This is a genomic window from Rhodococcus huquni (genome assembly GCF_055231055.1).
In genome coordinates this window covers 40,527-67,181 of sequence record NZ_JBUYWE010000001.1, presented here as the reverse complement: position 1 = coordinate 67,181, position 26,655 = coordinate 40,527, and the positions used below count along the sequence as shown (strand labels likewise).

Here is a 26,655-nt window from a genome sequence, read left to right as displayed (position 1 = left end):
GGGGTCTATGCGTTGTCGGCGTTACCGGCCTTCCAGACTTCCCACGGGATGTTCCAGTCACCGAGTCCGTCGGTTCCGGACAGGGTTCCACCCACCGTGTTCTTCACGACGACGATGTCGCCGCGCTTGGTGTTGTCGAATACCCATTTGGCGTTGGCGGGACTCAGGTTGAGGCATCCGTGGCTCGTGTTGGAGTAGCCCTGCTGCCCCACCGACCACGGAGCGGAGTGGAAGAAGATGCCGCTGTACGACATGCGCGTTGCCCACTGAACGGGCGTCTTGTAGCCCTCCGGGGAGTTCACGGCGACGCCGTACGTCGACGAGTCCATGATCATTTCTCCGAATCGGTCACCGATGATGTAGACACCGTTGTCCGTGGGAGTGTCGTCCTTGCCCATCGACGTCGGCATGGTCATCGCGACCTGACCGTTGACCTCGAACGTGACCTGCTTCGTGTTGTCGTCTGCGGTCGCGATCACGGCATCGCCGATGTTGAAGTTGGTGTGCGCGTTCTCCTGACCGAACACGCCGTCGCCGAGATCGGTGCCGTAGACGTTCACGTTCACGTCGACGTTGGTGCCGGGCGCCCAATACGCCTGTGGGCGCCATCGGACCTCACGGTTGTTGACCCAGTAGAACGCACCCTCGACCGGAGGGTTCGTGGTCACGGTGATCGCGGCCTCGGCTGCTCTGCGGTCTGCGATGTTCTCGTCGAACTGCACCGCGACGGGCTGTCCGATACCGACGACGCTGGCCTCGCCGGGCATGACGTACGGCTTCGTCACGTTCCCTGGAGAACTGGTGGTGAAGGAGGACGTGGTGACACTTGCCCCACCCAGACCGTTGGCCTTCGCCTCGACCGAATACTGCTTGTTGTACCCGAGGGGCTCCGTGGTGACCCAGGACAGCCCGTCAGGGGCGATCGCACCCTGGACGGCTCGCCCGTCCTGGTTGTGCATGATCACCTCGGCCAACGTCCCGTCGTCGACATTCAGCGTGACCGGAGCACCGGGAGACACCCCGACCGCACCGTCGGGTGCGGACAACGTCACCTTCGGTTTGATGAGCTCGGTCAAGGGATTCGAGTCGATGGGTGCCTGGCCCTCACTGGACGCACCCGAACCGATCGAACAGCCTGCGGCCGTCAATGTCGCCACCAAAGCCACGGCCACACCTGCCAGCGCTCGAGACGCTCCCCTGTTGCCCGAGAGGTACGTCACACCTCGGCCACGCGCTGACGAACTGCGCCACAGACTCATGGAAAACCCCACTTCACGTTCTCGCTCCGAATTCACGTTCCAGCCGGCTCGTCCCTCGCCTCCGCGAGACGATCAGCGCGTCGAGACCGTGTGACCACCAATGATGCCAGCAGCTGGGCGCCCGTTCCAATCAACATGACAAGGGCGCCGTAACTTTCGAGTATCAATCGACGGCGACGCCCGGATTGTTACGGCTCCCAACGCCCCACCAGGTGATTTGCATTCCCGAGAACGGGTCCGCTACTGTTCTGTCTCGCAAGAGCGAGCGCCTATAGCTCAGTTGGTAGAGCAAGTGACTCTTAATCACTGGGTCCGGGGTTCGAGTCCCTGTGGGCGCACAGAAATGCCGTCCTTCCTCATTACGAGGGAGGACGGCATTTTCCGTTTGTACATGAATCACCAGTTCATCGGGCCCCTGACTTCTGGCCACTCCCTTCGAAACGACGTACGGGCCGCTCCGGAACGGAAGTCGCAGTGGACAACCATTCGGAACGGCCCGTACGGGTACCGAGATCGGTCAGCGCAGGATCTTGCGGATCACCAGCAGCCCGACTACCGCGCCGGCTGCGATCAGACCGTATTTGACCGCGGGCTCGTTCACCTTCGCCGCCACCGTCTGCTTGGTGTTCTCCACAAGCCGCTTCGGATTCGCGCGAACCGTCAACTCGTCGAGAGTGCTCGCGAGCTGATTCCGGGCGTTCTCGATCTCGCGCTCGATGCTCTCGGTGTCCCTGGGCACGTGTCCTCCAACTGGCTCGACTGAATGTATCGGGATGCAGATCTTGCATCCGTCTCTCGACGAATACGACGATCGTGCAGTGTGCACGACCGTACCGCGCAACCCGCGCAATCGACCGCACACTCGGGCCCGAGCGTAGTTGACGGCGCCCTGCGCGGCGGCATCCTCGTGCCGATTCCCTCGACTAGCCTTGGCGAGATGACCGACAAGAAGCTCGCCCCCGGCGACACCGCGCCCGAGTTCACCCTTCCCGACGCCGACGGAAACGACGTGTCGTTGAGCTCGTACCGGGGACGCAAGGTCATCGTGTACTTCTACCCGGCCGCGAGCACACCCGGATGCACGAAGCAGGCCTGCGACTTTCGAGACAACCTCGCCGATCTGAACGGCGCCGGGCTCGACATCGTCGGCATCTCCCCCGACAAGCCCGCGAAGCTCACGAAGTTCCGCGACAACGAGGAACTCACGTTCCCGCTGCTGTCCGACCCGGAGAAGTCCACGCTCGAGGCGTGGGGGGCGTTCGGAGAGAAGAAGCTGTACGGCAAGGTGGTGCAGGGCGTCATCCGCTCGACCTTCGTCGTCGACGAAGAAGGCAAAATCGAGGTCGCTCAGTACAACGTGCGCGCAACGGGACACGTCGCGAAGCTGCGACGCGACCTGTCCGTCTGACTAGGCACTCACCTCACCCGCCTTCCGCACGAACTCCTCCAGCCCGTCGAGCATCAGATCGAGGCCGAGTCGGAAGGCGTCCGGCTCCGGGTCGTCACCGCCCTCGAACGCCCGAGATTCCACAGCTGCAAGAAGGGCGGAGTACGTCGACCTGTCCAGCAGTACCGGGAGAGCCGTCGCGTAATCGATGGCCCCGGGCGAGTTCGCATTCGCCGCCAACTCCTTGGCGAGCCGCGCACGCCCGATGACGTACATCGACAGATTCAGGGCCAGTTCCACCTTGGTCGACTCCGGTAGGCCCGTGGGCGCGAGGCAGCGCAGCATGTGGTCGAGCCACGCCAGGCTGTTCGGACCGCTGGGCGGCGCGCCGATCGGCAACTCCAGCCACCATCCACGACGACTCACGGTGTCGTACTCCGCGACGACACAACGCTCGATCGCCTCGCGCCACCCCAGCGTGGGGACCCACTCGGGCGGCGGCCCGATCGCGCGGTCGACCATGAGCTCGATCAGATCGTCCTTGCTCTCCACGTAGCGATACAACGACATCGTCGTGAACCCGAGTTCCTTCGCCACCCTGGCCATCGAGATGGCCGAGAGGCCCTCGCCATCGGCCACAGCGACAGCGACGTCGACGATGCGGTCCACGCTGAGTCCGCGTTTCGGTCCACGCGTTCCCGGGCGATTCAGTCCCCACGCCGTCTGCACGACGCGCGGAAGTGCCGACAGGTCGGGTGCGCTTGTCGCGTCCTGCGTCCCATCGCCATGATCTCGCGTCAATTCCCAGTCCGATCCGCTCGAGGTGTTGCCATGATTCTAAAACTGTGTACCGTGTAAACATCAGTATATGACCTACACAGTATTGGAGTGTCATGTTCCCCGACGACCCGGCAATAGCCGTCACCGACCTCGTCAAGCACTACGGAAACCACACCGTGCTCGACGGCATCGGTTTCCAGGTACCGCGTGGCAGCGTCTTCGCGCTGCTCGGCGCCAACGGTGCCGGCAAAACGACCACCGTCGACATACTGTCGACACTCACCCCACCGGATCAGGGCAACGTGAGCGTCGCCGGCCACGACCTCGGCCGCTCGCCGCAATCGATCAGGCGGGCGATCAGTCTCACCGGCCAGTACTCGGCGGTCGACAAGTTGCTGACCGGCTTCGAGAACATGCTTCTGATGGCCGATCTCCAGCACCTCGGCAAGCACGAACGGCACCGACGCGCCACCGAGCTGATAGCACGTTTCGACCTCGAATCCGCCGCTCACCGACGGGCCGGCACCTACTCCGGTGGAATGCTGCGCCGACTCGACATCGCGATGAGCCTCGTCGGAAGACCCGAGATCCTCTTCCTCGACGAACCCACCACGGGCCTGGACCCGCGCAGCCGACGGGAGATGTGGACCGTGGTCGGCGAACTGACACGAGACGGCGTCACGGTCTTCCTCACGACGCAGTATCTCGACGAAGCCGACGAGTTGGCGGACCGCATCGCGGTACTGGACGCAGGCAGGATCGTCGCGGAGGGGACCGCGACCGAATTGAAACGCCTGGTGCCGGGTGGACGCATCGCACTCGGCTTCGACGACCCGGATCAATTCGAGCGAGTCGTGAGTGGCCTGCCCGGCGCCACTCGCCACGACGATCGTTCGACCATCGAAGTCGACACCGACGGGAGCGTGGCATCCCTCAAAGCAGTCCTCGATGCGCTCGATCCCTCGGTCACCGTCGCCCGCATCGAAATCCATACCCCCACACTCGACGACGTGTTCTTCGCGCTCACCGACACCACGCGACCGAGCACGGTCGAGGTCCCCGGACAGGCGGCCGCACGATGACCACGACGATCCCCACCACCACAACGTCCCGTATGCACCCTGCCCGGGACTCGCTGACCATGCTTCGCCGCAGCCTGAGACATACTCTGCGCAGCCCGGATTCGATGATCGTCGCGGTCGCCTTGCCATTTCTCCTGATGCTGATGTTCGTCTACGTCTTCGGCGGCGCGATCGACACGGGCGCCGAATACCTCGACTACGTGGTGCCGGGCATCCTCGTTCTGTGCGCCGCCTGGGGAGCATCGACCACCGCGGTGTCGGTGTGCAGCGACATGGTCGAAGGCATCGTCACACGCTTCCGGACCCTCGACATCGCGCAATCCTCGGTTCTGACGGGGCATGTCCTGGCGAGCCTCGTCCGCAACCTTGTCACCACCACTCTGGTCACGGGACTCGCCCTCGTCATGGGCTTCCGGCCCTCTGCGAGCGTGCTGGGCTGGCTCGCCGCGATCGCTGTGATCGCCGGCTTCGTCACCGCCCTGTCCTTCCTCTGCGCTGGTCTCGGCATCCTCGCGCGGACGCCCGAGGCGGCGAGCGGCTTCACGTTCGGATTCCTGTTTCTGCCGTACGTGAGCAGCGCGTTCGTGCCGACCGAGACGATGCCCACGTGGATGCACGGTTTCGCCGAGCATCAGCCGATGACCCCGATCATCGAAACTCTGCGGGCTCTCCTGTCGGACACCCCGGTCGGTAGCGTCGGGTGGACCGCGGTGGCATGGATCGTGGGGATCGGGAGTGTCGGCTTCGTGTTCGCCACGAGTGCGTACCGTCGGCGAGCCGACAGTCGGACATGAGTCGCCGAGCCGACAGTCGGGCATGAGTCGGCACGCCGACACCAGGGCATGAACAGCCACAGTTGTCGGTCAGGGCGCCGAAGACCGATAGCCTGTGCCCGTGGAGCCTCGAGGAGACAAGAAGGTGCCGCGTCACAACGATCCGGCGTTGGAGTTGCAATCCGACCCTCAGGAGTTGATGCCGCGCCGCCGCCCGACGCAGGAGCGCAGTCGACGCAAGTTCGATGCGCTCCTCGCGGCGTCCCGTGAGCTTCTCGTGGATGTCGGCTTCGAATCGTTCACGTGCGAGGAAGTCGCGTCCCGGGCCGACGTCCCCATCGGGACGCTGTATCAGTTCTTCGCGAACAAGTACGTCATCGTCTGTGAACTGAACCGGCAGGACCTGGTGGGCGTCCAGCACGAACTCGCCCAGTTCGACGGCGAGGTCCCTTCCCTCGACTGGCTCCGATTCCTCAACAGCTTCGTCGACCACATGTCCAATCTGTGGACCTCCGACCCCTCACGTAGAGAAGTGTGGCTGGCGATGCAGTCCACACCTTCCACCCGCGCGACCGGCGCGATTCACGAAAAGGCTTTCGCCGAACAGGTTTCACGCATGCTTGCGCCGCTCACGCCTGATACCCAGCGTGAGCGACGCAAGATGATGGCCGAGGTACTCGTCCACGTCGTCTACTCGATGTTGAATTTTTCGGTTCAGGACGACCAGAGCCACGACAGCGCGGTTGCCGAGTTGAAACGCCTCATGATCGCGTATCTTCTCGTCGCAGAGAAGGAGTCGCGCACGCCGGGCGACTCGCCCGGCTGAGACTGTCCACTCACACTCCGACGAGGGTCCGATCGTCCGACTCGGCGGCCTCGAGCTCACGCACCAACGGCAGAACCTTTGCCCCGAAGTACTCGATCTCTTCTTGGAAGTGCAGGAACCCACCGAGGATCAGATCGACCCCCCGACGCCGGTACTGGACGATCCGCTCGGCAATCTGTTCCGGCGTGCCGATGAGCTGACTACGAAACCCGTCGTTGTACTGCACGAGGTCGTCGAACGACGAGTCGGCCCACATGCCGGACTTGTCCGCGGTGGACGCACCGGCCTGCTGCACTGCCGAACGGAAGCCTTCGACCGCCGGCTTGTTCGCCTTGGCCACGATCTCACGCAACGTCTCCCGCGCTTCCTTCTCCGAATCACGAGCGATGATGAAGCCGTTGAGCCCGAACTTCACCTCGCGCTGGTGATCACGGGCCACGCGGCGGACGTCGACGATCTGTTCGGTGACGCCGTCGTAGTCTTTGCCGTTGCTGAAGTACCAGTCGGAGTAACGGCCGGCGTTCTGCCGTGCGGCCGCCGAGTTCCCGCCCTGGAAGATTTCGGGATTGGGTCGGTCCGGCGTGTTGAGCGGTTTCGGTTTCAACGTGAAGTCGTGGATTCGGTAGAAATCTCCGCGGAAGTCGACGTCGTCTTCCGTCCAGATCTTGCGCAACACCTGTAGGAACTCCGCACTGCGCCGGTAGCGTTCGTCGTGCTCGAGCCACGGCTCACCGAGATGGGTGAACTCGTCCTTGAACCATCCACTCACCACGTTGACGGCGAACCGGCCGTTCGAGAGATGGTCTGCGGTCGCGCCCAGCTTGGCCAGCACACCCGGCTGCCACAGCCCCGGATGGACGGCAGCGATCACCTTGAGTCGCTCGGTTGCAAGCAACAACGCCAAACTGAAACTCGTCGACTCGTGCTGGAACTCGGCGCCGTAGCTGGCCTCGTAGCGCACCTGACTCAGGGCGTACTCGAATCCGTTGTTCTCCGCTGTCTGCGCAAGCTTCTTGTTGTACTCGAATTCCCAACTCGTCCGCTGTTCGATGTCGGACGTGACGAGTCCGCCACTGACGTTGGGCACCCAGTAGGCGAACTTGATCTGCTCGGCAATGTTCTCCGTTGACATGTCCTGCATACAACAGCCTGGGGCCGCGTCACCCCACAGTTCCGATCAGTGCGCGCACAACACTTCAACGAGCGCACTGCGTATGCGACCTTCGACAGCCATGACCGCCTCCCAGGTACGCCACGCACAACGCATAGTGAGCGAGATCGACTACGAGACTCTCGCCGGCAAGTTCAGACCCCTCTTCGCCCGCATCGCGGAAGGGGTGGTCGAACGTGAACGCGACCACAGACTGCCGTTCGAGCAGATCGACGAACTCAAACGTGCAGGCTTCGGCGCCGTCCGCGTGCCGACCTCACACGGCGGCCTCGGCGCCGACATCCCCCAACTCTTCCGGCTGCTCGTGGAACTCTCCGCGGCCGACTCCAACGTGACCCAGGCCCTGCGCGGCCACTTCGCCTTCGTCGAGGACCGTCTCGTCGCGCCGGCGGGCCCGCAACGTGACGTGTGGTTGAAGCGCTTCGTGGACGGCCAGTTGGTCGGCAACGCCTGGTCCGAAGTCGGAAGCGTCGCTCTCGGCCAGACCGGCACCAAGGTGTCCCCCGCCCCCGGTGAAGATCACTTCGTCGCGAACGGCACGAAGTACTACAGCACCGGATCGATCTTCGCCGACTGGATCGACCTGTACGCCCAGCGCACCGACAACGACGTCTTCGTGATTGCTGCTCTCGAAGCGCGCCAGCCGGGAGTGACCCACAGCGACGACTGGAACGGATTCGGTCAGCAGACCACCGGTTCCGGAACCTCCACCTACGCGGACGCAGTGGTGCAGCCGGAGAACCTCATCGACTTCTCGACTCGCTTCAAGTATCAGACGGCCTTCTACCAGCTGTTCCATCTCGCCACACTGGCCGGCATCGCACGAGCGGCCACCACCGCGATCGCCGAGCGTGTCGCCGCTCGAACGCGCACGTTCAGTCACGGCAACGCACCCACCTACGGCCGGGATCCGCAGATCCAGCAGATCGTCGGTGAGGTGTCGGCCGCCGCCCAGGCTGCGGAGGCCATCGCCCTGCACGCCGCCGAGCCGGCGCAGTGGGCGTACGAGGTCTCGTTCGGTCAGGACGTCGCCGAGGAGAAGCAGGCCAACATCGCAGCCGAGATCGCTTCGGCGCAAGGCCAGATCACCTCGACGTCGTTGGTCGTCTCGGCGACCGCGAAGATCTTCGACGCCCTCGGTGCCTCGGGGGTCGATCGGGACTTGGACCTCGATCGTTTCTGGCGCAACGCCCGCACCGTCTCCAGCCACAATCCGACCGTCTTCAAATCGAAGGTCGTCGGGGATTACGAAATCAACGGCACCGAACCGATCTACGTGTGGGCGATCGGAACCGCCACGACCGAAGAGGAGAAGACAGCATGACGATCACTGCAGAAGAGACCACGTGGGGGGACGCTCCACACGACACCGAAGCCTGGCTCGACAGGGCTCGCGAGGTGAGCTCGCTGCTCGCGAGGGATGCTCTCGAACGAGATCGAGCGGGCGGCGCGCCCTACGAAGAGGTGAAGCTCCTCAAGGACAGCGGACTCGTCACACTGCTGGGCCCTGCCGAGTTCGGCGGTGGCGGGCAGCATTGGGAGACCGCATATCTGGTAATTCGCGAGGTTGCCCGTGGTGACGGATCCATCGGCCAACTCCTCGGCTACCACTATCTCTGGGCCTGGGCGGTCCGTCTGGTGGGTACGCAACCGCAGATCGCAGCAGTCGAAGAGTTGTACACGAGCAACAACTTCCTGTTCGGCGGCGCGGTCAATCCCCGTGACAGTGACCTGACCATCGTCGATCGCGGCGAGACTCTCGTCTACAACGGCGTCAAGTCGTTCTCCACCGGTGGACGTGCCACCGATCTCACGGTCCTGGAAGGGATCATCGACGGGACTTCGACCCACGTCTTCGCGATCGTTCCCACTGCTCAGGACGGGATCGTCTTCCGCGGCGACTGGGACAACCTCGGCCAACGACTCACCGATTCGGGATCGGTCGAGATCAACGACGTCGAGGTGGACTGGTCGGGCGCAGCAGGGTTCGTGGACAAGACATTCCAGCCTCTCGTCTACAACACACTCAACTTCCCGGCCCTCGAGATCGTCTTCGCCAACTTCTACCTGGGGATTGCGCGGGGCGCACTGGACACCGCAGCCGAGTACACACGGACACGAACAAGGCCGTGGCCGTACGGCGGCGACAACAAGGAGGTCGCCACGGACGAGTGGTACCTACGGGAGGGCTACGGAGACCTGCAGTCGAAATTGTGGGCAGTCGAAGCGTTCGTCGATCAGGTAGATCTCGAGGCGAATACGATCCTGCACGACGCGCGTGAGAATCTGACCGAACAGGGCCGTGGTGAACTCGCCGTCCGAATCGCCGCCGCAAAGGTGCGCGCAGCCGACGTCGCGCTCGAGATCGGCAACAAGATCTTCGAACTGACCGGGGCGCGAGCTACGTCCAATTCCGTAGGCCTCGACATCTTCTGGCGCAATGCACGAACCCACACCCTGCACGACCCCGTTCCGTACAAGAAGCGCGAGATCGGCGGGCACGTGCTGACCGGCGAGCTTCCCGAACCGACGTGGTACAGCTGATCGTGACCACCATCGACACCGACACCGCGATCGCCTCGGACACAGAGGCGATCGCGGTCGCCGCCGAACTCTCCGCACGATTCGCGGAGGAAGCATCCGCTCGTGATCTCGACCGCACCCTCCCCCGCACGCAGATCCGACAGCTTGCAGAATCCGGTCTGCTGGCACTGAGCGTCCCCGCGGCGCAGGGCGGGATCGATGTCTCCACTGTCACTCTGGCCGAAGTCTTCCGACTTCTCGCCGAGGGTGATCCGAGCATCGCGCAGATTCCGCACAGTCACTACACGTTCCTGGAGGCGCTACGTCTGCAGGGCAGCGAATCTCAGCAGCGGTTCTTCTACTCGGAAGTGCTGGCCGGGAAGCTGTTCGCCAACGCGCAGAGCGAACGTGGTTCGAAGACCATCGATCTCGATTCGACAACCCTCACACGCGACGGTGACCATTACGTCCTCGACGGTCGAAAGTTCTACAGCACGGGCGCGCTGTTCGCGGACTGGATCGCAGTTCGGGCCGCGATTGCCGGTGGCGACGACGCCGCCACCGCTCAGAGTGCCCGAACCAGTGAGCTGGTCAAGCAGACGAAGGCTGTGGCGTTCGTCCCTCGGGACACGGCCGGGGTATCCGTCGTCGACGACTGGGAAGGAATGGGTCAGCGGACGACAGCGAGCGGAACCGTCACTCTCGAATCGGTCGTGGTAGCTACCGAGCATGTCGTGCCGTTCACCCCGATCTTCGAGCGGCCCACGACCTATGGAGCCAGGGCACAGATCCTGCACGCGGCGATCGATGCGGGCATCGCACAGGCCGCTCTGCGCGAGGGCGTAGAGGTTGCCGCCAAGGCACGACCGTACTTCGAGTCCGGAGTGGAACATGCGGTGGAGGATCCGCTGCTCGTGCAACTGGCGGGTGAGACGGCACTGACCGTCCGATCAGCCGCAGCACTGCTCGAGTCGGGTGCACGGAGTATCGACGCAGCTCGCGCGAATCTCACCGAGGCGAGCGCAGCGGCCGCCTCGATCGACGCGGCTGTCGCGAAGGTGGCGAGTGCCCGGGCATCGCTCGAAGCGACGACCGCACTGTTCGAACTGGGCGGGACTCGGAGCGCGTCCGAGTCGGCCAACCGCTCGCGGTACTGGAGAGACGCTCGCACACACACGCTTCACGATCCGGAGCGGTGGAAGGTTCAGCACATCGGAAGATGGACGCTGTCCGGGACTGTTCCGCCGCGGCACGGGCTCCTGTGAGAAGGACGCGGACGTTCGATTCACACTGATTCGAACCATGGATGGACGGCGGACACCTCGATTGACTGGGGTGTCCGCACCGTCTACCCGAGGATGATCTGTGTCTCTGCAATTCCACTGGTTCCTTCCCACCTACGGCGACTCTCGCAACCTCATCGCCGGCGGCCACGGGAGCGGGATGAGCGGCGACCGCCCAGCGACGCTGCGCTACCTCAACCAGATCGGCGCAGCGGCCGAGAACAGCGGCTTCGAGTCGGTGCTCACCCCCACCGGCGCATGGTGCGAAGATGCGTGGCTCACCACCGCGATGATGGTCGACACGACCGAGACTTTGAAGTTCCTCGTGGCACTTCGCCCCGGTCTCCTGAGCCCGACGTTGGCCGCGCAGATGGCATCGACGTTCCAGTGGCAGTCGAACGGCCGACTGCTCCTCAACGTGGTCACCGGCGGCGAGGACCACGAACAGCGCATCTACGGTGACTTTCTCGACAAGGTCCAACGCTACGAGCGGTGCGGAGAGTTCCTCGACGTCATCCGGCGACTGTGGGCGGACAACGGCCCGGTCGACTTCCAAGGCTGCCATATTCATGTCGAGAAGGCGCAACTCCAGCGTGTTCCCGACCCGACGCCACCGATCTTCTTCGGCGGCTCGTCACCCGCGGCCGGCACGGTCGCGTCCCAGTTCGCCGACACCTACCTGACGTGGGGCGAGCCGCCGGCGGCCGTCGGCGAAAAGCTCGAGTGGATCCGTGACCTGGCCCGAATTCAAGGCCGCACCCTCACCTACGGCATCCGTCTGCACGTCATCACGCGCGACACCTCCGAAGAGGCCTGGGCCGAAGCGGACCGTCTGCTGGCGGCCCTCGATCCGGCGACGGTCGAGCGTGCGCAGCAGAGCCTGGCCCGCTCCGGTTCGGAAGGTCAGCGCCGGATGCGTGAGCTTCACGGCGGTGGCGCCGAATACCAGAAGGGCATCGGTGCACGGAGCCTCGAGGTCGCGCCCAACCTGTGGTCGGGGGTGGGCCTGGTGCGTGGTGGTGCCGGTACCGCCCTCGTCGGCTCGCACGACGAGGTTGCCGACCGCATTGCCGAGTACGCCGATCTCGGCCTCGACCACTTCGTCCTCTCGGGTTACCCGCACCTCGAGGAGGCATACCGTTTCGGTGAAGGCGTGCGCCCGATTCTCGAGCGTCGTGGGTTGACGAACGCGTTCGGCAACGGTCGCGACGAGGTATCCGGAGCGACCGCGTTCCTCTCTCCGGCCTCCGGCCTGTGAGTGGCGGGCCCTATCTTTCGATGACGACGAAAGCCCCCGCGGTATCGCCGTCATGCGTGAGCGACACATGGATCTTTACGTCGGTCAGGTGCTGCGCGACTTCGCCGCGCAGCCTGATCGACGGTCTCCCCCACGCATCGGTCACCACTTCGATCAGATGATGAATCACCTCGGGCAACACCGGTGGGCGGGCGAACAGGGCAGTGGACCAGGCCTTGATCACTGCCTCTTTCGCCGCCCACCTGGCCGCGAAATGTCGAGCCGGATCGGAGCTCCGGGTCACGGCGTCTCGTCGCTCCCCCGAGGTGAAGTTGTCGAGCATGGCCGTTCCTGGACGGTCCAACTGCTCGGCGAACTCCGACACGGTGACGAGATCGAAACCGATTCCCAGAACTCCCATCCCGTGCTCCCTACCTGCAACCGGGCAGACCCGAGGTGTAGACCCCGTCGTCACCCAGTCGTGAGTCGCCGGCGATCAGCACGTCTGCCTCGAGTTGCCGGCTCGCGGCCGCGGACACCTTGTCGCCGCCGAACCTACGATCGGCGGGCCGCTCGTAGAGATCGGCACCTCCGACCATTGCCGAGGTGAGCCGCCGCTGCCCTGCGACCGCTCGCTGACGAGCGCGCGTCACATACTCGCCGCGCCGGTCCTCGGGCAGCGATTCGACGAACGCCTGCGGGTGAACCACTGCGATGAGCCCGGACACGTGACCGAACCCGAGACTGGTCAACAGACCTGCACGCAGCGGGAACCGCTCACCGAAACGGAGGGGTTCGCGAACCCACACCAGGTGATCGTGTTCGGTCATCTGCTCGTCGACGCAATCGAGACTGCGATTCGGCGGGAGCGTGCTCGCCCCGAGCACCTGGCAGAGACCGATCAGCTGGAACGCGGCGGCACCCCCCTTGGCGTGGCCGGTGAGGCTCTTCTGCGACACCACGAACAGCGGCGCACCCTCACTGCGTCCCAACGCACCCGCGAGACGCTCGTGAAGCTCTGCCTCGTTGGGGTCGTTGGCTGCGGTCGAGGTGTCGTGCTTGGACACCACCGAGATGTCGTCCGCGCCGACTCCCAGCTTCGCGAGCGACTGCGCCAGTTGCGAATCCGCTCCGCCGCGACCGGCGCCGAGTGCACCGATCCCCGGAGCGGGGATCGACGTGTGAACACCGTCGGCGAACGATCCTGCGTAGGCGACCACACCGAGAACGGGCAGACCCATCTCGAGCGCGAGGTCACCGCGAGCCAGCAGCACGGTGCCACCGCCCTGGGACTCCACGAACCCACCTCGACGCCGATCGTTCGCCCGCGAGAAGCGACGGTCGTCGATTCCCTTGGAGCGCATGTCGTCCGTCTTCGCAGTGGCGGACATGTCACCGAATCCGATGATGCCCTCGGTACCGAGATCATCGAAACCGCCGGCGACGACGAGCTGCGCCTTACCGAGCTTGATCTTGTCGGCGCCTTCTTCCACCGACACCGCGGCGGTGGCGCAGGCCGCAACCGGGTGCACCATCGCACCGTATCCGCCGACGTACGACTGAACGACGTGCGCCGCAATAACGTTGGGCAGAGCCTCCTGCAGGATGTCGTTCGGTCGATTCTCACCGAGCAACGTGTCGATGTAGAGCGATCTCATCGACGTCATGCCGCCCATGCCCGTGCCCTGCGTGTTGGCCACCAGCGAGGGGTGCACCCATCGCAACAGTTCACTCGGGGTGAATCCGCCGGTGAGGAAGGCGTCGACCGTGGCAACGATGTTCCACAGCCCCACCCGGTCGACGGAGTCGGCCATATCCGCGGGAATGCCCCACTTGGTGACGTCGAATCCCGTGGGAATCTGTCCACCGACGCTGCGCGTGAGCTTCATCTTCCGCGGAACCCGAATCTCGGTCCCGGCCTTGCGGGTGACCTGCCAGTCACCGCTGTCCGGCACGGACGAGATCGTCGTGTTTTCGGGGTCGGCCTCGACGAACGCACGCGCCTCGGCCTCACTGCTCACGACGAAGGACAGATCCTTGTCGAGGAACACCGAGGTCAGGAGCGGCGCGGTGTTGTCGACCATGGCGCCGTCGTCGGCGTACTGCCGAATGCCGCACTTCTCGACGACCGCATCGTGATAGCGATCGGCGATGTCGGCTTCCGGAACCAGGTCGCCGGTCTCTGCGTCGTACCAGCCCGGAACCGGGTTGGTTTCCCAGGTCACGAGACCGGTGTTCCAGGCCAGTTCGAGAACTCCTGCAGCAGAAAGCTGCTCGTCGACCTCGAACTCGAAGCGGGTACGTGCAGAACCGTAGGGACCGAGCTCACCCGCACCGACGATGACCACGAGATCTTCGGGTGCCGCGGTGACGCCCGACCACGCCGGAGCTGCCGAGTCGTCCGCCCGCGGCGGCGCCGGAAGGGCACCGATCGTGTCTTCTTCGACAACGTCCTCTCCGTCGTCCGCCGCCGCTGCCTCCTGGGCCTGCTTGGCGAGGGCCGGCAGATCCAGATCGACCTCGGCGAGTCCACCGGTCAGGTCGACCTTCAGCGGCTGCTCGGCCGCATCCTTACGCGCACCGGACTCACAGAACGTCAGTAGCTCCGCGGCCATTTCTTCCGTCGACCAGGTACGCACGCCGACCGCTTCGACTGCCTCGACCAGCGGGTCGTTTCCGCCCATCAGTCCGGTTCCGCGAACCCATCCGATGAACGCGTGAACCAGGCCGACTCGTTCGGACCAGGTCCGCTCGGCAGTCCAACGACCGACCACCGCGTCGAGTGCCGCCTTGGATTCGCCGTATGCACCGTCGCCGCCGAACAGGCCACGGTTCGGCGAGCCCGGCAGAACGACGTGGAGGTGAGTGTCCACATCCCGGTCGTATCCGATCTGTGAGAGGCCGCCGATGAGCCGCTCCACCGCCCACAACAGAACCCGCATCTCCATCTCGGCACGGGCACCCGCATCGGCGAGACTTCCGACGACCCTGGGAGCGGCGAACGGGAACAGCAGCGTCGGGGTGTACGCGCCCTTGACGAGCTTCTTCGCGCCGCCTGCGGTCTCGAACTGATCCGATCCGATCCACTCGACGAGGGCGTCGATGTCGGTGTAGGACGCCATGTTCGCCGGTACGACCCACAGGGCTGCACCTGCACGGGCGTTCTTGCGATACAGGTCGCGGTAGAAGCCGAGACGCTTGTCGTCCAGCCGCGACGTGGTCACGAACACGGTTGCGCCACCGGCGAGGAGTCGCCCCGCCACCGACGCAGCGATCGAACCCTTGCTGGCACCGGTGATCACCGCTACCTCGTCGGCCCACTGCGGTGTCTCGGTCGTTTCCAGCGCGACTGCTGCGATTCGCGAGAACGTCTCCGCGAGGTGTGTCCGGCTCTCGCCGCGCGCCCGCGTCTCCCACCAACGGGCCTGCTGTGCAACGGATCGGCCGGCGCCTGCGAACGAATCGAGCTGCGCCGCGTCCTCGTCGAGCCACAGGCGTGCGAGATCCTCACGGGCGCTTGCCCACCTGTCGTCGAGAAGCACCGCACGCTGTCCGTCGAAGGCCGGGGCAACGAGTCGCGGCCAGTCGGAACCGAGTTCCGCCGACACGAGGTCGACGAGCTCGGTGTCCGTGGCCTGATCCGGCAAGCTCGTGTCATCGGCAAGGCCGAGTTGCTCGAGCACCATCCGGGCAGCCGAGGCGAGGACGCCGTCGCGGCCGGTGATGTGTTCGGTGAACTCGCCCAACGCTGCCGCGTCGACCGTGCCACCCGATCCACTGCCGGACGAGGGCAGCGCCACGGTGACGCCACGACGCGCAGCAACAGCTGCTACCGCGCTGTCGATGACAGCGTCCACTGCGCTGCCGTCGGCCAATCCGCCGTCCGCAAGACCGCCGAGATCGCCGCCGCGAATACTCGCGCCGTCTCGGGTGCCGAGGGCAACTTCTGCCGTGACGTGGTGTGCCCATCCATCGCCCAGTTCCCAGACCTTCTTCACCCGGTCGGCAACGGCGGCAGGCCGGCGCCCCGAGGGTCCGAACACCTTGCGCAGATGGTCACCGATCGAGTCGGAAAGGACCGGGCCGAACGGCTTGTAGGTGCGGGCCAGCTGATCCACCGTGCCTGCGAGAGCACCCATGTCGGCATCGGCAGCACCGTCGATCGCACCGAGCGACAGTTCGGAGCCGAGGTCCACCAGGAGCTGATTTCGTCGCGAAGAGACGCCGTCGCACAAGGCCTCGATGGTGTCGGCGCGTCCGACCTGATCCGGACGCAGTTTCGTCCACAGACTGATGAGCACGTGGGTCGCATCCGATGCCGCGAACGGAATGTCGTCCGGGCGCGGGCCGCCGGAAGGGGCCGCGGCGGGTGCAGTCGCTGCTGCCGGGGCCGGTGCCGATTCGTCTGCCGTTGCTTCGGCCGGTTCGTCGTCCGAGGTCGGCGCGGGGTCGACGTCCGTCGAGTACACGACGGAAGCCTCACGCTCGATGTTGAGAACCTCGACCGGATGACCGAACCGACCCGGCAGCTTCAAAGTCTGCGAGGCGAGGTTGGCCACAGTAGGAACGGCGCCGAGGCCGATCTCGACGAAACGCTCGACGCCGAGGCCACCGTCCGCCTCGTCGGCGAACAGGAGGTCCTGAGTCTCGATCCAGCGGACCGGGCTTGCGAACTGCCAGGCCAGCAGTTCCGTCAGGATCACACGAGTGAGCTGAGAAGGCTTCTTCGCCCACGACTCGAAGTCGGTCAGGACGCCACGGAGCGGCTCCGACGGAACCAGATCCGCGATCTCCTGGACGAACTCGCGCTCGAGCGAGAACGGCTTCGGAACCAGGTTCGGAATGTAGCGGCCGATCAGGATGGCGGGATCGATCTCTTCCGGAAGCAAGTCCTCGAGACGCCCACGGAAGTCGTCGACGCCGCCGCGCAGAACTGTCGAGTGGAACGGCACGTCGATGCCCGGCACCTGGATGTAGGCGCGCTTGCCGCCGAACTCCGCACGACGAACGTCGATCTCCGCTTCGAGCGCGTCGAGTCCGGCCACTGTGCCGGCAATCGCGTACTGCGAGCCACGCAGGTTGAGATTGACGATCTCGAGGAACTCGCCGGACCGCTGCGCCACACCTGCGATGAATGCGTGGACGTCGTCGTCGGACACACCGATCTGCGACGGACGAATTGCCGCCATCCGGTAGTCGGACCGCCCCTGCTCGTCGCGGGGGACCAACTCGTGCATCGCCGATCCGCGCTGGAAGACGACCTCGAGCACTGCCTCCAGCGGCAGTACGCCTGCCACCGCGGCCAGTGCGTTGTACTCGCCCACCGAGTGACCGGCCAGCAGCGCACCCTCTACGAACGCTCCGGACTCCCGGAGCTCGGCGACCTGGGCGACGCCGAGTGTCGCCATCGCAACCTGGGTGAACTGGGTCAGATGCAGGACACCGTCCGGATGCTTGTGTTCGACACCGCGCGCCTTCACCACCGTCGGGTTGTCCCGGACGACCGCGAGGATGGAGAATCCCAGCGCCTTGCGAGTGTGCTTGTCCGCGCGGTCCCAGATCTCACGGGCAGCCTTCGACCGGGCCCGTGCGTCGAGTCCCATGCCGGGGCGCTGAATTCCTTGTCCCGGGAACGCGTACACGGTCCGAGGTACGGCGGTACGGCCCGTCGCCACCATCACGAGCTCGCCGTCGATGCGGCAACCGACCTCGACGATCTCGGACCCACGGTCGAGCGCCACACGATCTACGCGCACATCGATCGAAGCGCCCGGCCGGACCATGCCCATGAATCGGGCAGTCCATGCAACGAGCCGGCGCGGCGGTACCCGAGTCTCGTCCGGGTCGACGGCCGTGACGGCCTGCTGTGCGGCTGCCGAGAGCCACATTCCGTGCACGATCGGGCTACCGAGACCGGCGAGCAGCGCCGCGTTGGCGGACGTGTGAATCGGATTGTGGTCACCGGACACCTGAGCGAACGGTGCCATGTTCCGAGGAGCAGTGATCGTGGTGTCCCGACGACGGCGGCGTGGAGTGTCCACGACCTCGTCGGACACGGATCCGCCGGCACGCGGCGGGTCGACGAGCTCGCCCTTGCCGGTGCGTCCACGAATCGCGAAGCGCTCCGTCAACGTGGCGACACGAGGCGCATCCAGGCCCTCACCGAGCATCGCGCCGACCTCGACCTGCACTTCCACGACCCGACCTAGGTCGGTGTCCAGAACGGAAGCGACGGCTGCCTTCACCACGAGGATGCTTGTCTCCGTGGGGAGTTCGCCCACCAGGTCGACGGAGTGGTCGAGATGGACCAGGTCCAGCATTCCCTCGATCACCGACACCTCGTCGGCCCTTGCATCACCGAGAGCGGCGAACACCGCGGGCCAGCAGGCGCCGACGATCACGTCGGGAACCGCGTTTCCGCTCACGGCGAGATCCGGGGAGACGCCGGCACCGGTGACACCGGCGTGATCGGCGACCAGTTCCGGCATCCACGCCAGGTTGATTCGTGCCACACCGTTCTTCGCCGTGGGGAGTTCCTGTCCAGCGGCCACTGCGAGCAGCGCCCGCATCGAGGCCTCTGCCTCGTCGGCACTCACGACCGGGGCTCCGCCGTCGACGACGGATTCGGGGAGCGAAATCGTGATCGTCAGCGAGCGATCTGCAACGAGAGGCACGGTGAGCTGCACGTGCTCCTCATCCGTCACGGACAACACGGCACCGCTCACCTCGTGTACGGCCTTCGTGTCCGACTCCGCGGACCAACGGTCGAGGTCTCCCAGGCGTCGGACCGGGTTCTGGGTCAGCCGACCCGCCCAATCGACATCCGGCGCCGACAGGACTCGGTCGAGCGGACCCTCGACGACACCGTGATGACGCCTCGCGGCAATCGTGGTCGGCTTCACGCCGGTACCGATCAGTTCGTCGTACGTGGCCTTCTCGAACCGGTCCAGCAGCTCACCGACCGGCTCGTCGACGCGGGTGATGCCCGCGACGGCAACGGTTCCCGGGATGACGCACACCTGCTCGGCGCCGTAGCGCGGATCGTGTGCCTGCCACAGCGAATCCGAGCGCCACCAGCGCCGCACGTCACCGTCGACCACCGGTACGAAGTTGACCGGCTTGCCCGGCGTCTTGCACAGCGAAACGAAGAACGGAACGTCCGCGGGATGCAACTGTGTCGTCGCGTAATCCGGGTACTGCGTCTGCAGAGCGCAGATTGCAGCCTCCGGACGCTCGAGAGTCGCGGGGTCGGAGAAGAGTGTGGGGATCGGCCCGCGGTCGACGGGATGGAGGCGCGCCTCGGCCCGCTGCAGCATCTCCGCGAACCGGTCACGCCAGGTGATGTCCAGCCACGGGCTGACGGTTGCCTCGTCGACGGCGTCCGAGACGTCACTGCCGCAATCGAAGTCCTTGGCGGAGTCGATTCCCACGGTGAGCTCCAGGTACCGGCGGAGCCACTGCTCGTACGTCATCGTGGCCACGTCACCGAAGTAGGGCTTGGCTGTGACGTTCAGTGCCTCGATGATCTCGTCACGTCGATCCGCCACGGCATCCGCGTCGCCAGCCACCTCGTCGAGGAGGCGGCCGGTCCGCGATGCGGCGTTGTCGATCTCGTGGATGTCTGCACCGAGTTGGCTACGCCCCGAGGCCATTCCGCCCTCGGCCGTTCCGGCGCCGACCCAGTCGGGGGTACCGGGGGTGTCGACGAGCAGTTGCTTGACCTCGGGAGAAGTCGTCGCTTCGAGGGTCGCCATCGCGGCAGTACCGACGAGAATTCCGTCCACGGGCATGGCCGGGTGACCGGCCGCTTCGGACCAACGGCCGGTCAGGTAGTCGGCAGCGCGCTCCGGAGTTCCGATGCCGCCGCCGACACACACGACGAGATTGGGCCGCGCACGCAGTTCGGAGTACGTGCCCAGCAACAGGTCGTCGAGGTCTTCCCACGAATGGTGGCCACCGGCCTTGCCGCCCTCGATGTGGACGATGACCGGGAACGACGGAACCTCGTTGGCAATGCGGATCACCGAGCGAATCTGAGCCACCGTTCCGGGCTTGAAGGCAATGTTGGTGATGCCGACCTCGGACAGCTCTTCGATGAGAGCAACTGCCTCGTCGAGTTCGGGGATACCGGCCGTGACGATGACACCGTCGAACGGCGCACCGGCAGCGCGCGCCCGCTGAACGAGGCGCTTTCCGCCCAGCTGCAATTTCCAGAGGTACGGGTCGAGAAAGAGTGAGTTGAACTGCACGCCGCGCCCGGGCTCGAGCAGGGTCTTCAGTTCCGCCACCCGGTCCTCGAAGATGGCTTCGGTCACCTGACCGCCGCCGGCGAGCTCGGCCCAGTGGCCGGCGTTCGCTGCCGCCGCGACGATCTCGGCGTCGACGGTCGTCGGTGTCATGCCTGCGAGCAGAATCGGCGAACGGCCCGTGAGCTTGGTGAAGGCGGTCTCGACACCGACCCGGCCTCCCGGCAGGGTCACCGGCTTCGGCGCGAATTCTGTCCAGGCAGGGGCAACCTCCGGCGCGGCGCCGGGGGTCAGCAGATTGCGGCGACCACCGCGCGTGGCCGCGGCGACGACGCCGACTGCGTGCCCGCGAAGGGTGCCGGCGGTCATACGGGTCAGAAGCTCACCGGGTCCGAGGTCGACGATCCACCGTGCTCCGGTTGCCACCACGGAGTCGACGGTGTCGACCCAGTCCACCGCGTCGGTCAGGCAGCCGCGAGCCATTCTCCCGGCAAGGTCGACGTCGATCCCACAGCGAGTGGCCCACTGCTCGACGAGTTCGACAGCATCGGCGAGCGCGGGGTGGTGGAATCCGATCTCGGTGTCCACATCCTCGAACACCGGCGCGAACACGGCACCGCCGCGCTTCTTGGTCTCACGTTCACGAGCCTGGAGATCGGCGATCTCGGTGCACCGCTGCTGAACCCGGGCGAGCTGAGCCGGAGGCCCGGACAGGACGACGCGATTGCGACCGTTGCGAATCGCCAGGACAGGAGCGCCGGCCGGATCTGCACCCTCCGCGATCTCGTCGACGACGGCCTGCACGAGCGCCGGATCGGCCTGGGACACGGCAACCATCGGGCTGCGTCCGCCGGTAGCAATCACGCCACGGCGGCGGCCTACGAGTCCCGCTGCTGCACCGATCATCTGGGCGATCGCGAGGAGCGTTCCGTCTCGATGTCCGGACGATGCGACCGACTCCACGGCCAGCAGGCCCTGCGAATGGCCCACCACGGACTCCGGGGTGTGCACCGTCGGATCGAGTCCCGCGGCGGCGAGCGCCCGCAAGGCTGCCAACTGTGTGAGGAACACGCCAGGAAGGGAGACTGCGGCCGAACCCAGGACGGCATCCGACGGGCCGAAGACCTCGGAATCCTCGTCTCCGGCGAGATCGCCCTCCAACATCCACCCGATCGGGTCGAATCCGGCCGTACGCACGACAAGCAGATCGGACGCCACCGGCTCGAGCCGCATCGCGGCCTCGTTCACGAGCTTCGTCAGAGTGGGCTCGAGGCCATGGTCACGCACCAGTTCGTCGAGTGAGACCAACCACGGCGCTCCCTGCCCTGCGAAGGCGAGCGCATACGGCTCACCTGCCGCGAGCCGGTCGACGAGCGCAGTGCGCAATGCGACGGAACTCTTCCCCGTACCGACGTCGCTCCGCCGCGTCCCCTTGTGGTTGTCGCCGTTTCCTGTGGGCGTCGTGTCGTCGATAGTCACGCGAACGTCCTCTCCTGTTCCCCTCGAGGGGTATTGCTCCGATGTCGGTCCGGAGCGCGGTCGTTCACGAGGATGACGACACTCGAGAACGTGCTGACCAGCGCTTCCGGACTGTTCCAGGTTGACACAGAATCATGAGGAATCCCTCACGTTCAGGGCGCTACGGCAGAGTAGGTACAACCTGGAGAGTGAATTGGGCCACATTCGAGCGCCAAAGTGACCGGTCGGTAGAACATGAACCCGCAGGCCCGTGACATGCATGGACATCCAATAACCTGAGGATTACCTCATATTAATCGTTATTGTTTTGTTATCTCTTGACACCGATGCAGCGGCCTGCGTGCGCCGCCTCCTGCCCCACCAAGAGTCCATCAACGGTGTCGGTGGCTCGAACTACAGTTCGAACAACGAGGGGGTCTCATGGCTTCGGCCGAAACGGGGGGAACATATGAATACCGTCCACATTCGCAAGTTGATCGACCACATCGAGTCGACGATGTCCATCACCGATGTCGAGTTGGGATTTCACCCGACCGAGATCGAGTCCGCACTCATAGAAAGCGCTTTCGCCGCGCGTGCGATGTACGGCTCCCCCACCACAGGAGTTCGCGGAGTGCTCGCCAGGTGGCGCGGGCACCGCGGAGCGTCAGCACTGGACGACTTGGAGCACCTCGCACTCTTCGCCGAGGATCCCGGTCACCTCGAGGACGTGTTCCACAACCGTCAACGCGTGCCGGGAAACTATGTGACGAAAGCCGAAGCTGTCGCACTCGCAGCGCGGTCGCTGACCGAACTCGGCTGCGCGCACGTATCGGATCTCTCGGCAGCCGACGACCTGACGCCGTACCGGGCCGTCTTCGAATCCGTTCCCGGTTTCGGTCGCCGCACCTGGGAGAACTTCACGATGCACGCCGGCTTGGTCAGTGCGGAGGCAGAGATGCTCATCGGCGAGTACGCATCGGCCGCCGTCGACATCGACTCCGGCGACGTGCACGGCTGCCGTTCGTTGATCGACACGACGGCACACCGCCTGTCTCTTCCGCCAGGTCAGCTCCGATACGGCATCTGGCGGCACCGAAGGGAGCAGCAACGCGCCGATCTTCGTGCAGCACGCGCAGCGCGGTCGGCATGAAGTACACACGTGAAGTCCTTCAACAGGCGGTAGACCAATCGACAAGCATCGCTGGCGTTCTCAGGGCACTTGGTATCCGCCAATCAGGTGGTGCTCAGGCGTACCTCGGTCGGAGGCTTCGGAAGCTCGACATCGACACCTCCCATTTCACTGGACAAGCGCACGCGAAAGGAGTGCCTGCCCGCAACCGATTGACCTGGCAGGAGATTCTCGTGCAACGCCCGCCAGGAAGCGAACGGGTGCGACCACATCTGTTACGACGCGCGCTCGTCGAGTCCGGTATTCCGTACAAGTGCGTCGGGTGCGGGCTCGGCGACGATTGGAACGGTGAGCCGATCACTCTCCACGTCGACCACATTCGCGGCGATCCGCTGGACTCGAGGCCCGAAGAAGTCCGTTTTCTCTGCCCGAACTGTCACTCGCAGACGCCGACCTGGGCAGGCCGGAACAAACCGCGCCGGAGGCAGTAGATCGGAGCATCAAACCGGCTCGTGTGGGATGTCCAGAGGTCCCGCTCCATAGCGTAATGTGTCCTCCGCGCGCGAGTGGCGTAATTGGCAGCCGCGTCAGACTTAGGATCTGGTGTCCGAAAGGACGTGGGGGTTCGAGTCCCCCCTCGCGCACTGTGGGAAGGTCCGCACACGGCGGAGAACGACGTCAGGAACTCGAACCAGGCTGCGGGCTCGATACGGCAGAGGCCTCGATCTGTTCGCGAAGAATGTCGCCGTGACCTGCGTGCCTGGCGAACTCTTCGATGAAGTAGATCAGCGTCCATCGCATACTGACGATTCCGATGTGCGGCTCGTCCTTGGTATCGGTGAGCTCGAAGCGGGACGCGATCTCGCGCGATCGTTGGCTAGCCCGCTCGAACTCTGCGATGACGTCTGCCAGGTTCTCATCGTCGGCGACGGTGAAGGTGCCCGTGTCGCGGCGTGAGTAGCCATCGCATTCGGATTCGTCCAGTCCCGCCCAGAATCGCTGGAACCAGATCCGCTCCGCGGCCGCTGCATGCTTGATCAACGAGATCGGCGTCGTCAATGATGCGACCAATCGGCGACGGGCATCGACCTCGGACAATCCGCGTGCAGTTTCGACAAGACCTCGGCGGTTGCGGTCCAGCAAGCTCTCGACAACTGCTCGCTCGTTTCCATCCGTAGTTCCATAGGTGCTCATGGGCTTTCACTCCTGCTCTGTTCGGCAACCGACGACTGTGACCACAGCCATAACCGCACCACCTCTCAGCAGCGAATTTGCCCGTTCAGGTACCGTCGTTGTGTGTCTCGAAATTCCCACAAGCGCCGAATGGGCCTGATCGTTCTGGTCCTGGTAGGCGCGGTCGGCTGCCTCGCCCTCGGCTGGTGGCAGTGGACGCGTTTCGAGGCTGTAGGAGGAACCGGCCAGAATCTGGGTTACGCCTTCCAGTGGCCCCTCTTCGCCGCGTTCCTCGTTTATGCCTATCGCCGCTTCGTCCAGCTCGAGGACAACCCGGACGAGTCCTCCGACCGTCCTAACTCGACCGACGAGCCGCGTGAGATCCCTGCCGACCTGTTGCCGCAGCGCCCGAGCGCACCGCGCGTCGACGACGAGGTCGACCCTGAAATTGCGCAGTACAACCGCTATCTCGCCGAGCTGTCCGCTCGCGAGACCGATAGGAGTAGCACGTGAGCACCGGCCCCGACGGCACAGACACCACCACCGATTCGGCGAGCCCCGCGGCAACTCCGGTCGGCAGGAGCGCTACGGATACGAAGAAGATTCGTTCGGCACTGCTCCGGTACCGCGTACTGGCCTACGCCACCGGCGTGTGGCTTCTCGTGCTGACGGCAGAAATGGTCGCCAAATACATCTTCGGTGTCGACAACCTGCCCACATGGATCGCCGTGGTCCACGGCTGGGTGTACTTCGTATACCTGCTCGTGACGCTCGACCTGGCAGTCAAGGTGCGTTGGGCGGTGGGTCGCACCGTAGGCACCCTGCTCGCGGGAACCATTCCGTTCCTGTCGTTCTACGTCGAGCACATCCGCACCCAACAGGTGAAGAAGGACTTCGGAGTCTGATCTCCTACTTCACCAGGGCTCGGAGAGCAGGTAGTAGAAGCTCGAGCGCCCGACCCCGGTGCGATTGCGCGTCCTTCTCCTCCGCGGTCAACTGCGCTGCGGATCGCGTACTACCGTCCGGAACGAAGATCGGGTCGTAGCCGAATCCGCCGTCGCCCGCCGGCTCGCGGGCGATGGTGCCACGCCACTCGCCGCGAACGACGGTTTCGGTCGCATCGGTTCCGGCGCCCCTTGGAACCACCAGCGCGCAAGCAGAGACGAACCCCGCTCCCCTACGGTCGTCCGGAACGTCGTGAATCTGCGCGAGCACCAGAGCGGTATTGGCAGCGTCGTCGCCATGGGCGCCCGCCCACCGAGCCGACAGCACACCCGGCATCCCGTTCAAGGAGTCGATTTCGATTCCGGAATCGTCTGCGACACAGGCCAGCCCGGTTGCCCGGGCCCCGTCACGAGCCTTCGCGAGCGCGTTCTCCTCGAACGTCGCCCCGGTTTCGGGGGCCTCCGGGTATTCCGGAACCGCATCGAGACCGACGAGTTCGACACCGACCACGCCGGCACCTGCGAGCACACGCTCGAGTTCCCGGAGCTTCTTCGCGTTGCGGCTCGCGACGAGCACGCGAACCGAGTCAGGCACCGAACTTCTTCTTCGCCGGCTCCTTGGGCTCTGGAAGCTCGCCCGGGTAGGGCTCGGCCAGAGCCGCAGCCTGAACAGCGAAGAGTTGCTCGCAGCCCGCAAGCGCAGAATCGAGCATCTTGTCGAGTGTGCTGCGCGGGAAGGTCGCACCTTCGCCGGTGCCCTGGATCTCGACGAGCGTGCCCGTGTCGGTGGCGACGACGTTCATGTCGACCTCGGCACGCGAGTCTTCCTCGTACGGCAGGTCGAGGCGAACACGTCCGTCCACGACGCCTACGCTCACCGCGGCGATGCCACAGGAGATCGGCTGCGGATCGGTGAGCAGTCCCCCGGCACGCAGGTAGGTGACCGCATCCACGAGCGCGACATAGGCGCCGGTGATGGCCGCGGTCCGGGTGCCACCGTCCGCCTGCAGTACGTCGCAGTCGATTGCAATGGTGTTCTCGCCGATGGCAGCCAGATCGATCGCGGCGCGCAGTGACCTGCCGACGAGGCGACTGATCTCCTGAGTACGTCCACCGACCTTGCCCTTGACCGACTCACGCCCGTTGCGGGTGTGAGTCGCGCCCGGGAGCATCGCGTACTCCGCTGTGAGCCAGCCGAGGCCCGAGCCCTTCCGCCAGCGCGGAACGCCTTCCTCGACGCTCGCCGTGCACATGACGCGGGTGTTGCCGAATTCGACGAGCACGGAGCCCGCCGGATGAGAGGTGAAGCCGCGAGTGATCTTGACTTCGCGGAGTTCGTCGTCTGCTCTGCCGTCTTCTCGTGTGGTCACGCCCGTGAGCC

General features: G+C 65.1%; 21 protein-coding genes and 2 tRNA genes. 14 read left to right on the top strand and 9 right to left on the bottom strand.

The annotated features are described in order from the left end of the window. Positions 1 to 5: 5 nt before the first annotated feature. Positions 6 to 1,259, bottom strand: coding sequence for a L,D-transpeptidase (locus ACZI8R_RS00305; protein WP_463377573.1), 1,254 nt, complete (start codon positions 1,257 to 1,259; stop codon positions 6 to 8). 265 nt (positions 1,260 to 1,524) lie between these two features. Between ACZI8R_RS00305 and ACZI8R_RS00300 the strand changes: the two genes are divergently transcribed. Further along, positions 1,525 to 1,597: transfer RNA gene (locus ACZI8R_RS00300), tRNA-Lys, on the top strand. A 179-nt stretch (positions 1,598 to 1,776) separates the two neighbouring features. Here the strand turns inward: ACZI8R_RS00300 and ACZI8R_RS00295 are convergent. Then, entirely contained in the window at positions 1,777 to 1,998 is a 222-nt protein-coding gene (locus ACZI8R_RS00295) for a DUF3618 domain-containing protein (protein ID WP_463377572.1), read from the bottom strand. A 198-nt stretch (positions 1,999 to 2,196) separates the two neighbouring features. Between ACZI8R_RS00295 and bcp the strand changes: the two genes are divergently transcribed. Then, positions 2,197 to 2,667: a thioredoxin-dependent thiol peroxidase gene (gene bcp / locus ACZI8R_RS00290; RefSeq protein WP_463377571.1), complete on the top strand. Its 471-nt coding sequence runs from the start codon at positions 2,197 to 2,199 to the stop codon at positions 2,665 to 2,667. Here bcp and ACZI8R_RS00285 read toward each other — a convergent pair whose 3' ends face one another. Continuing rightward, a complete protein-coding gene (locus ACZI8R_RS00285) occupies positions 2,668 to 3,447 on the bottom strand; it encodes a TetR/AcrR family transcriptional regulator (protein ID WP_463377570.1) in 780 nt (259 codons plus the stop codon). It lies immediately after the preceding gene. A 92-nt stretch (positions 3,448 to 3,539) separates the two neighbouring features. Here ACZI8R_RS00285 and ACZI8R_RS00280 point away from each other — a divergent pair, with 92 nt between their 5' ends. From ACZI8R_RS00280 to ACZI8R_RS00270, 3 genes are all read left to right on the top strand, one after another. Beyond that, on the top strand, positions 3,540 to 4,508 hold the full coding sequence (locus tag ACZI8R_RS00280; RefSeq protein WP_463377569.1) for an ATP-binding cassette domain-containing protein: 969 nt from the start codon (positions 3,540 to 3,542) through the stop codon (positions 4,506 to 4,508). Further along, the gene (locus ACZI8R_RS00275) at positions 4,505 to 5,302 is read left to right on the top strand and encodes an ABC transporter permease (RefSeq protein WP_463377568.1); all 798 of its coding nucleotides are present in this window, start codon (positions 4,505 to 4,507) and stop codon (positions 5,300 to 5,302) included. The genes ACZI8R_RS00280 and ACZI8R_RS00275 overlap by 4 nt, the downstream gene beginning before the upstream one ends. 178 nt (positions 5,303 to 5,480) lie before the next feature. Continuing rightward, complete coding sequence (locus tag ACZI8R_RS00270; protein ID WP_463378173.1) at positions 5,481 to 6,107, top strand: TetR/AcrR family transcriptional regulator; 627 nt, start codon at positions 5,481 to 5,483, stop codon at positions 6,105 to 6,107. Positions 6,108 to 6,117: 10 nt separating this feature from the next. Here the strand turns inward: ACZI8R_RS00270 and sfnG are convergent, their stop codons facing one another. Continuing rightward, positions 6,118 to 7,239 carry a dimethylsulfone monooxygenase SfnG gene (gene sfnG / locus ACZI8R_RS00265; RefSeq protein ID WP_463377567.1) on the bottom strand — a complete coding sequence of 374 codons (1,122 nt, stop codon included), beginning with the start codon at positions 7,237 to 7,239 and terminating at the stop codon, positions 6,118 to 6,120. Positions 7,240 to 7,339: 100 nt separating this feature from the next. Here sfnG and ACZI8R_RS00260 point away from each other — a divergent pair, with 100 nt between their 5' ends. The 4 genes from ACZI8R_RS00260 to ACZI8R_RS00245 all read left to right on the top strand — a co-directional run bounded on the left by ACZI8R_RS00260 (position 7,340) and on the right by ACZI8R_RS00245 (position 12,342). Further along, positions 7,340 to 8,602, top strand: a complete 1,263-nt coding sequence (locus ACZI8R_RS00260) for an acyl-CoA dehydrogenase family protein (RefSeq protein ID WP_463377566.1) — start codon at positions 7,340 to 7,342, stop codon at positions 8,600 to 8,602. After that, positions 8,599 to 9,822: an acyl-CoA dehydrogenase family protein gene (locus ACZI8R_RS00255; protein ID WP_463377565.1), complete on the top strand. Its 1,224-nt coding sequence runs from the start codon at positions 8,599 to 8,601 to the stop codon at positions 9,820 to 9,822. The genes ACZI8R_RS00260 and ACZI8R_RS00255 overlap by 4 nt, the downstream gene beginning before the upstream one ends. Positions 9,823 to 9,824: 2 nt before the next feature. Next, positions 9,825 to 11,066 (top strand): SfnB family sulfur acquisition oxidoreductase, encoded by a 1,242-nt coding sequence (locus tag ACZI8R_RS00250; protein ID WP_463377564.1) that lies wholly within the window; start codon positions 9,825 to 9,827, stop codon positions 11,064 to 11,066. A gap of 100 nt (positions 11,067 to 11,166) precedes the next feature. Then, entirely contained in the window at positions 11,167 to 12,342 is a 1,176-nt protein-coding gene (locus ACZI8R_RS00245) for an LLM class flavin-dependent oxidoreductase (protein WP_463377563.1), read from the top strand. A 10-nt stretch (positions 12,343 to 12,352) separates the two neighbouring features. On the opposite strand, the gene acpS is transcribed toward ACZI8R_RS00245, so the two are convergent. Continuing rightward, positions 12,353 to 12,742 (bottom strand): holo-ACP synthase AcpS, encoded by a 390-nt coding sequence (gene acpS / locus ACZI8R_RS00240; RefSeq protein ID WP_463377562.1) that lies wholly within the window; start codon positions 12,740 to 12,742, stop codon positions 12,353 to 12,355. Between the two features lie 10 nt (positions 12,743 to 12,752). Further along, complete coding sequence (locus ACZI8R_RS00235; RefSeq protein WP_463377561.1) at positions 12,753 to 22,046, bottom strand: fatty acid synthase subunit beta domain-containing protein; 9,294 nt, start codon at positions 22,044 to 22,046, stop codon at positions 12,753 to 12,755. Between the two features lie 448 nt (positions 22,047 to 22,494). Here ACZI8R_RS00235 and ACZI8R_RS00230 point away from each other — a divergent pair, with 448 nt between their 5' ends. The 3 genes from ACZI8R_RS00230 (at position 22,495) to ACZI8R_RS00220 (ending at position 23,801) form a co-directional block, all read left to right on the top strand. Then, the gene (locus tag ACZI8R_RS00230) at positions 22,495 to 23,178 is read left to right on the top strand and encodes a hypothetical protein (protein ID WP_463377560.1); all 684 of its coding nucleotides are present in this window, start codon (positions 22,495 to 22,497) and stop codon (positions 23,176 to 23,178) included. Further along, positions 23,175 to 23,648: an HNH endonuclease signature motif containing protein gene (locus tag ACZI8R_RS00225; protein ID WP_463377559.1), complete on the top strand. Its 474-nt coding sequence runs from the start codon at positions 23,175 to 23,177 to the stop codon at positions 23,646 to 23,648. The genes ACZI8R_RS00230 and ACZI8R_RS00225 overlap by 4 nt, the downstream gene beginning before the upstream one ends. Before the next feature lie 69 nt (positions 23,649 to 23,717). After that, a tRNA-Leu gene (locus tag ACZI8R_RS00220) sits at positions 23,718 to 23,801 on the top strand. 34 nt (positions 23,802 to 23,835) lie between these two features. Here the strand turns inward: ACZI8R_RS00220 and ACZI8R_RS00215 are convergent. Further along, a complete protein-coding gene (locus ACZI8R_RS00215; RefSeq protein WP_463377558.1) occupies positions 23,836 to 24,351 on the bottom strand; it encodes a DinB family protein in 516 nt (171 codons plus the stop codon). A gap of 102 nt (positions 24,352 to 24,453) precedes the next feature. On the opposite strand from ACZI8R_RS00215, the gene ACZI8R_RS00210 reads away from it, so the two are divergent. Both ACZI8R_RS00210 and ACZI8R_RS00205 read left to right on the top strand, forming a co-directional pair. Then, positions 24,454 to 24,843, top strand: coding sequence for a transcriptional regulator (locus ACZI8R_RS00210; protein ID WP_463377557.1), 390 nt, complete (start codon positions 24,454 to 24,456; stop codon positions 24,841 to 24,843). Then, complete coding sequence (locus tag ACZI8R_RS00205; RefSeq protein WP_463377556.1) at positions 24,840 to 25,235, top strand: DUF3817 domain-containing protein; 396 nt, start codon at positions 24,840 to 24,842, stop codon at positions 25,233 to 25,235. Before ACZI8R_RS00210 ends, ACZI8R_RS00205 begins: the two co-directional genes overlap by 4 nt. Positions 25,236 to 25,239: 4 nt before the next feature. Here the strand turns inward: ACZI8R_RS00205 and ACZI8R_RS00200 are convergent, their stop codons facing one another. Beyond that, a complete protein-coding gene (locus ACZI8R_RS00200) occupies positions 25,240 to 25,869 on the bottom strand; it encodes a non-canonical purine NTP pyrophosphatase (protein WP_463377555.1) in 630 nt (209 codons plus the stop codon). Continuing rightward, complete coding sequence (rph, locus tag ACZI8R_RS00195; RefSeq protein WP_463377554.1) at positions 25,862 to 26,644, bottom strand: ribonuclease PH; 783 nt, start codon at positions 26,642 to 26,644, stop codon at positions 25,862 to 25,864. Before rph ends, ACZI8R_RS00200 begins: the two co-directional genes overlap by 8 nt. Positions 26,645 to 26,655 lie beyond the last annotated feature (11 nt).

Coding starts and splice junctions, on each gene's coding strand:
- ACZI8R_RS00275 (WP_463377568.1), top strand. CDS start 4,505: ATGACCACGACGATCCCCACCACCACAACGTCCCGTATGCACCCTGCC.
- ACZI8R_RS00215 (WP_463377558.1), bottom strand. CDS start 24,351: ATGAGCACCTATGGAACTACGGATGGAAACGAGCGAGCAGTTGTCGAG.
- bcp (WP_463377571.1), top strand. CDS start 2,197: ATGACCGACAAGAAGCTCGCCCCCGGCGACACCGCGCCCGAGTTCACC.
- ACZI8R_RS00280 (WP_463377569.1), top strand. CDS start 3,540: ATGTTCCCCGACGACCCGGCAATAGCCGTCACCGACCTCGTCAAGCAC.
- ACZI8R_RS00260 (WP_463377566.1), top strand. CDS start 7,340: ATGACCGCCTCCCAGGTACGCCACGCACAACGCATAGTGAGCGAGATC.
- ACZI8R_RS00225 (WP_463377559.1), top strand. CDS start 23,175: ATGAAGTACACACGTGAAGTCCTTCAACAGGCGGTAGACCAATCGACA.
- ACZI8R_RS00270 (WP_463378173.1), top strand. CDS start 5,481: ATGCCGCGCCGCCGCCCGACGCAGGAGCGCAGTCGACGCAAGTTCGAT.
- ACZI8R_RS00230 (WP_463377560.1), top strand. CDS start 22,495: ATGAATACCGTCCACATTCGCAAGTTGATCGACCACATCGAGTCGACG.
- acpS (WP_463377562.1), bottom strand. CDS start 12,742: ATGGGAGTTCTGGGAATCGGTTTCGATCTCGTCACCGTGTCGGAGTTC.
- ACZI8R_RS00305 (WP_463377573.1), bottom strand. CDS start 1,259: ATGAGTCTGTGGCGCAGTTCGTCAGCGCGTGGCCGAGGTGTGACGTAC.
- sfnG (WP_463377567.1), bottom strand. CDS start 7,239: ATGTCAACGGAGAACATTGCCGAGCAGATCAAGTTCGCCTACTGGGTG.
- ACZI8R_RS00255 (WP_463377565.1), top strand. CDS start 8,599: ATGACGATCACTGCAGAAGAGACCACGTGGGGGGACGCTCCACACGAC.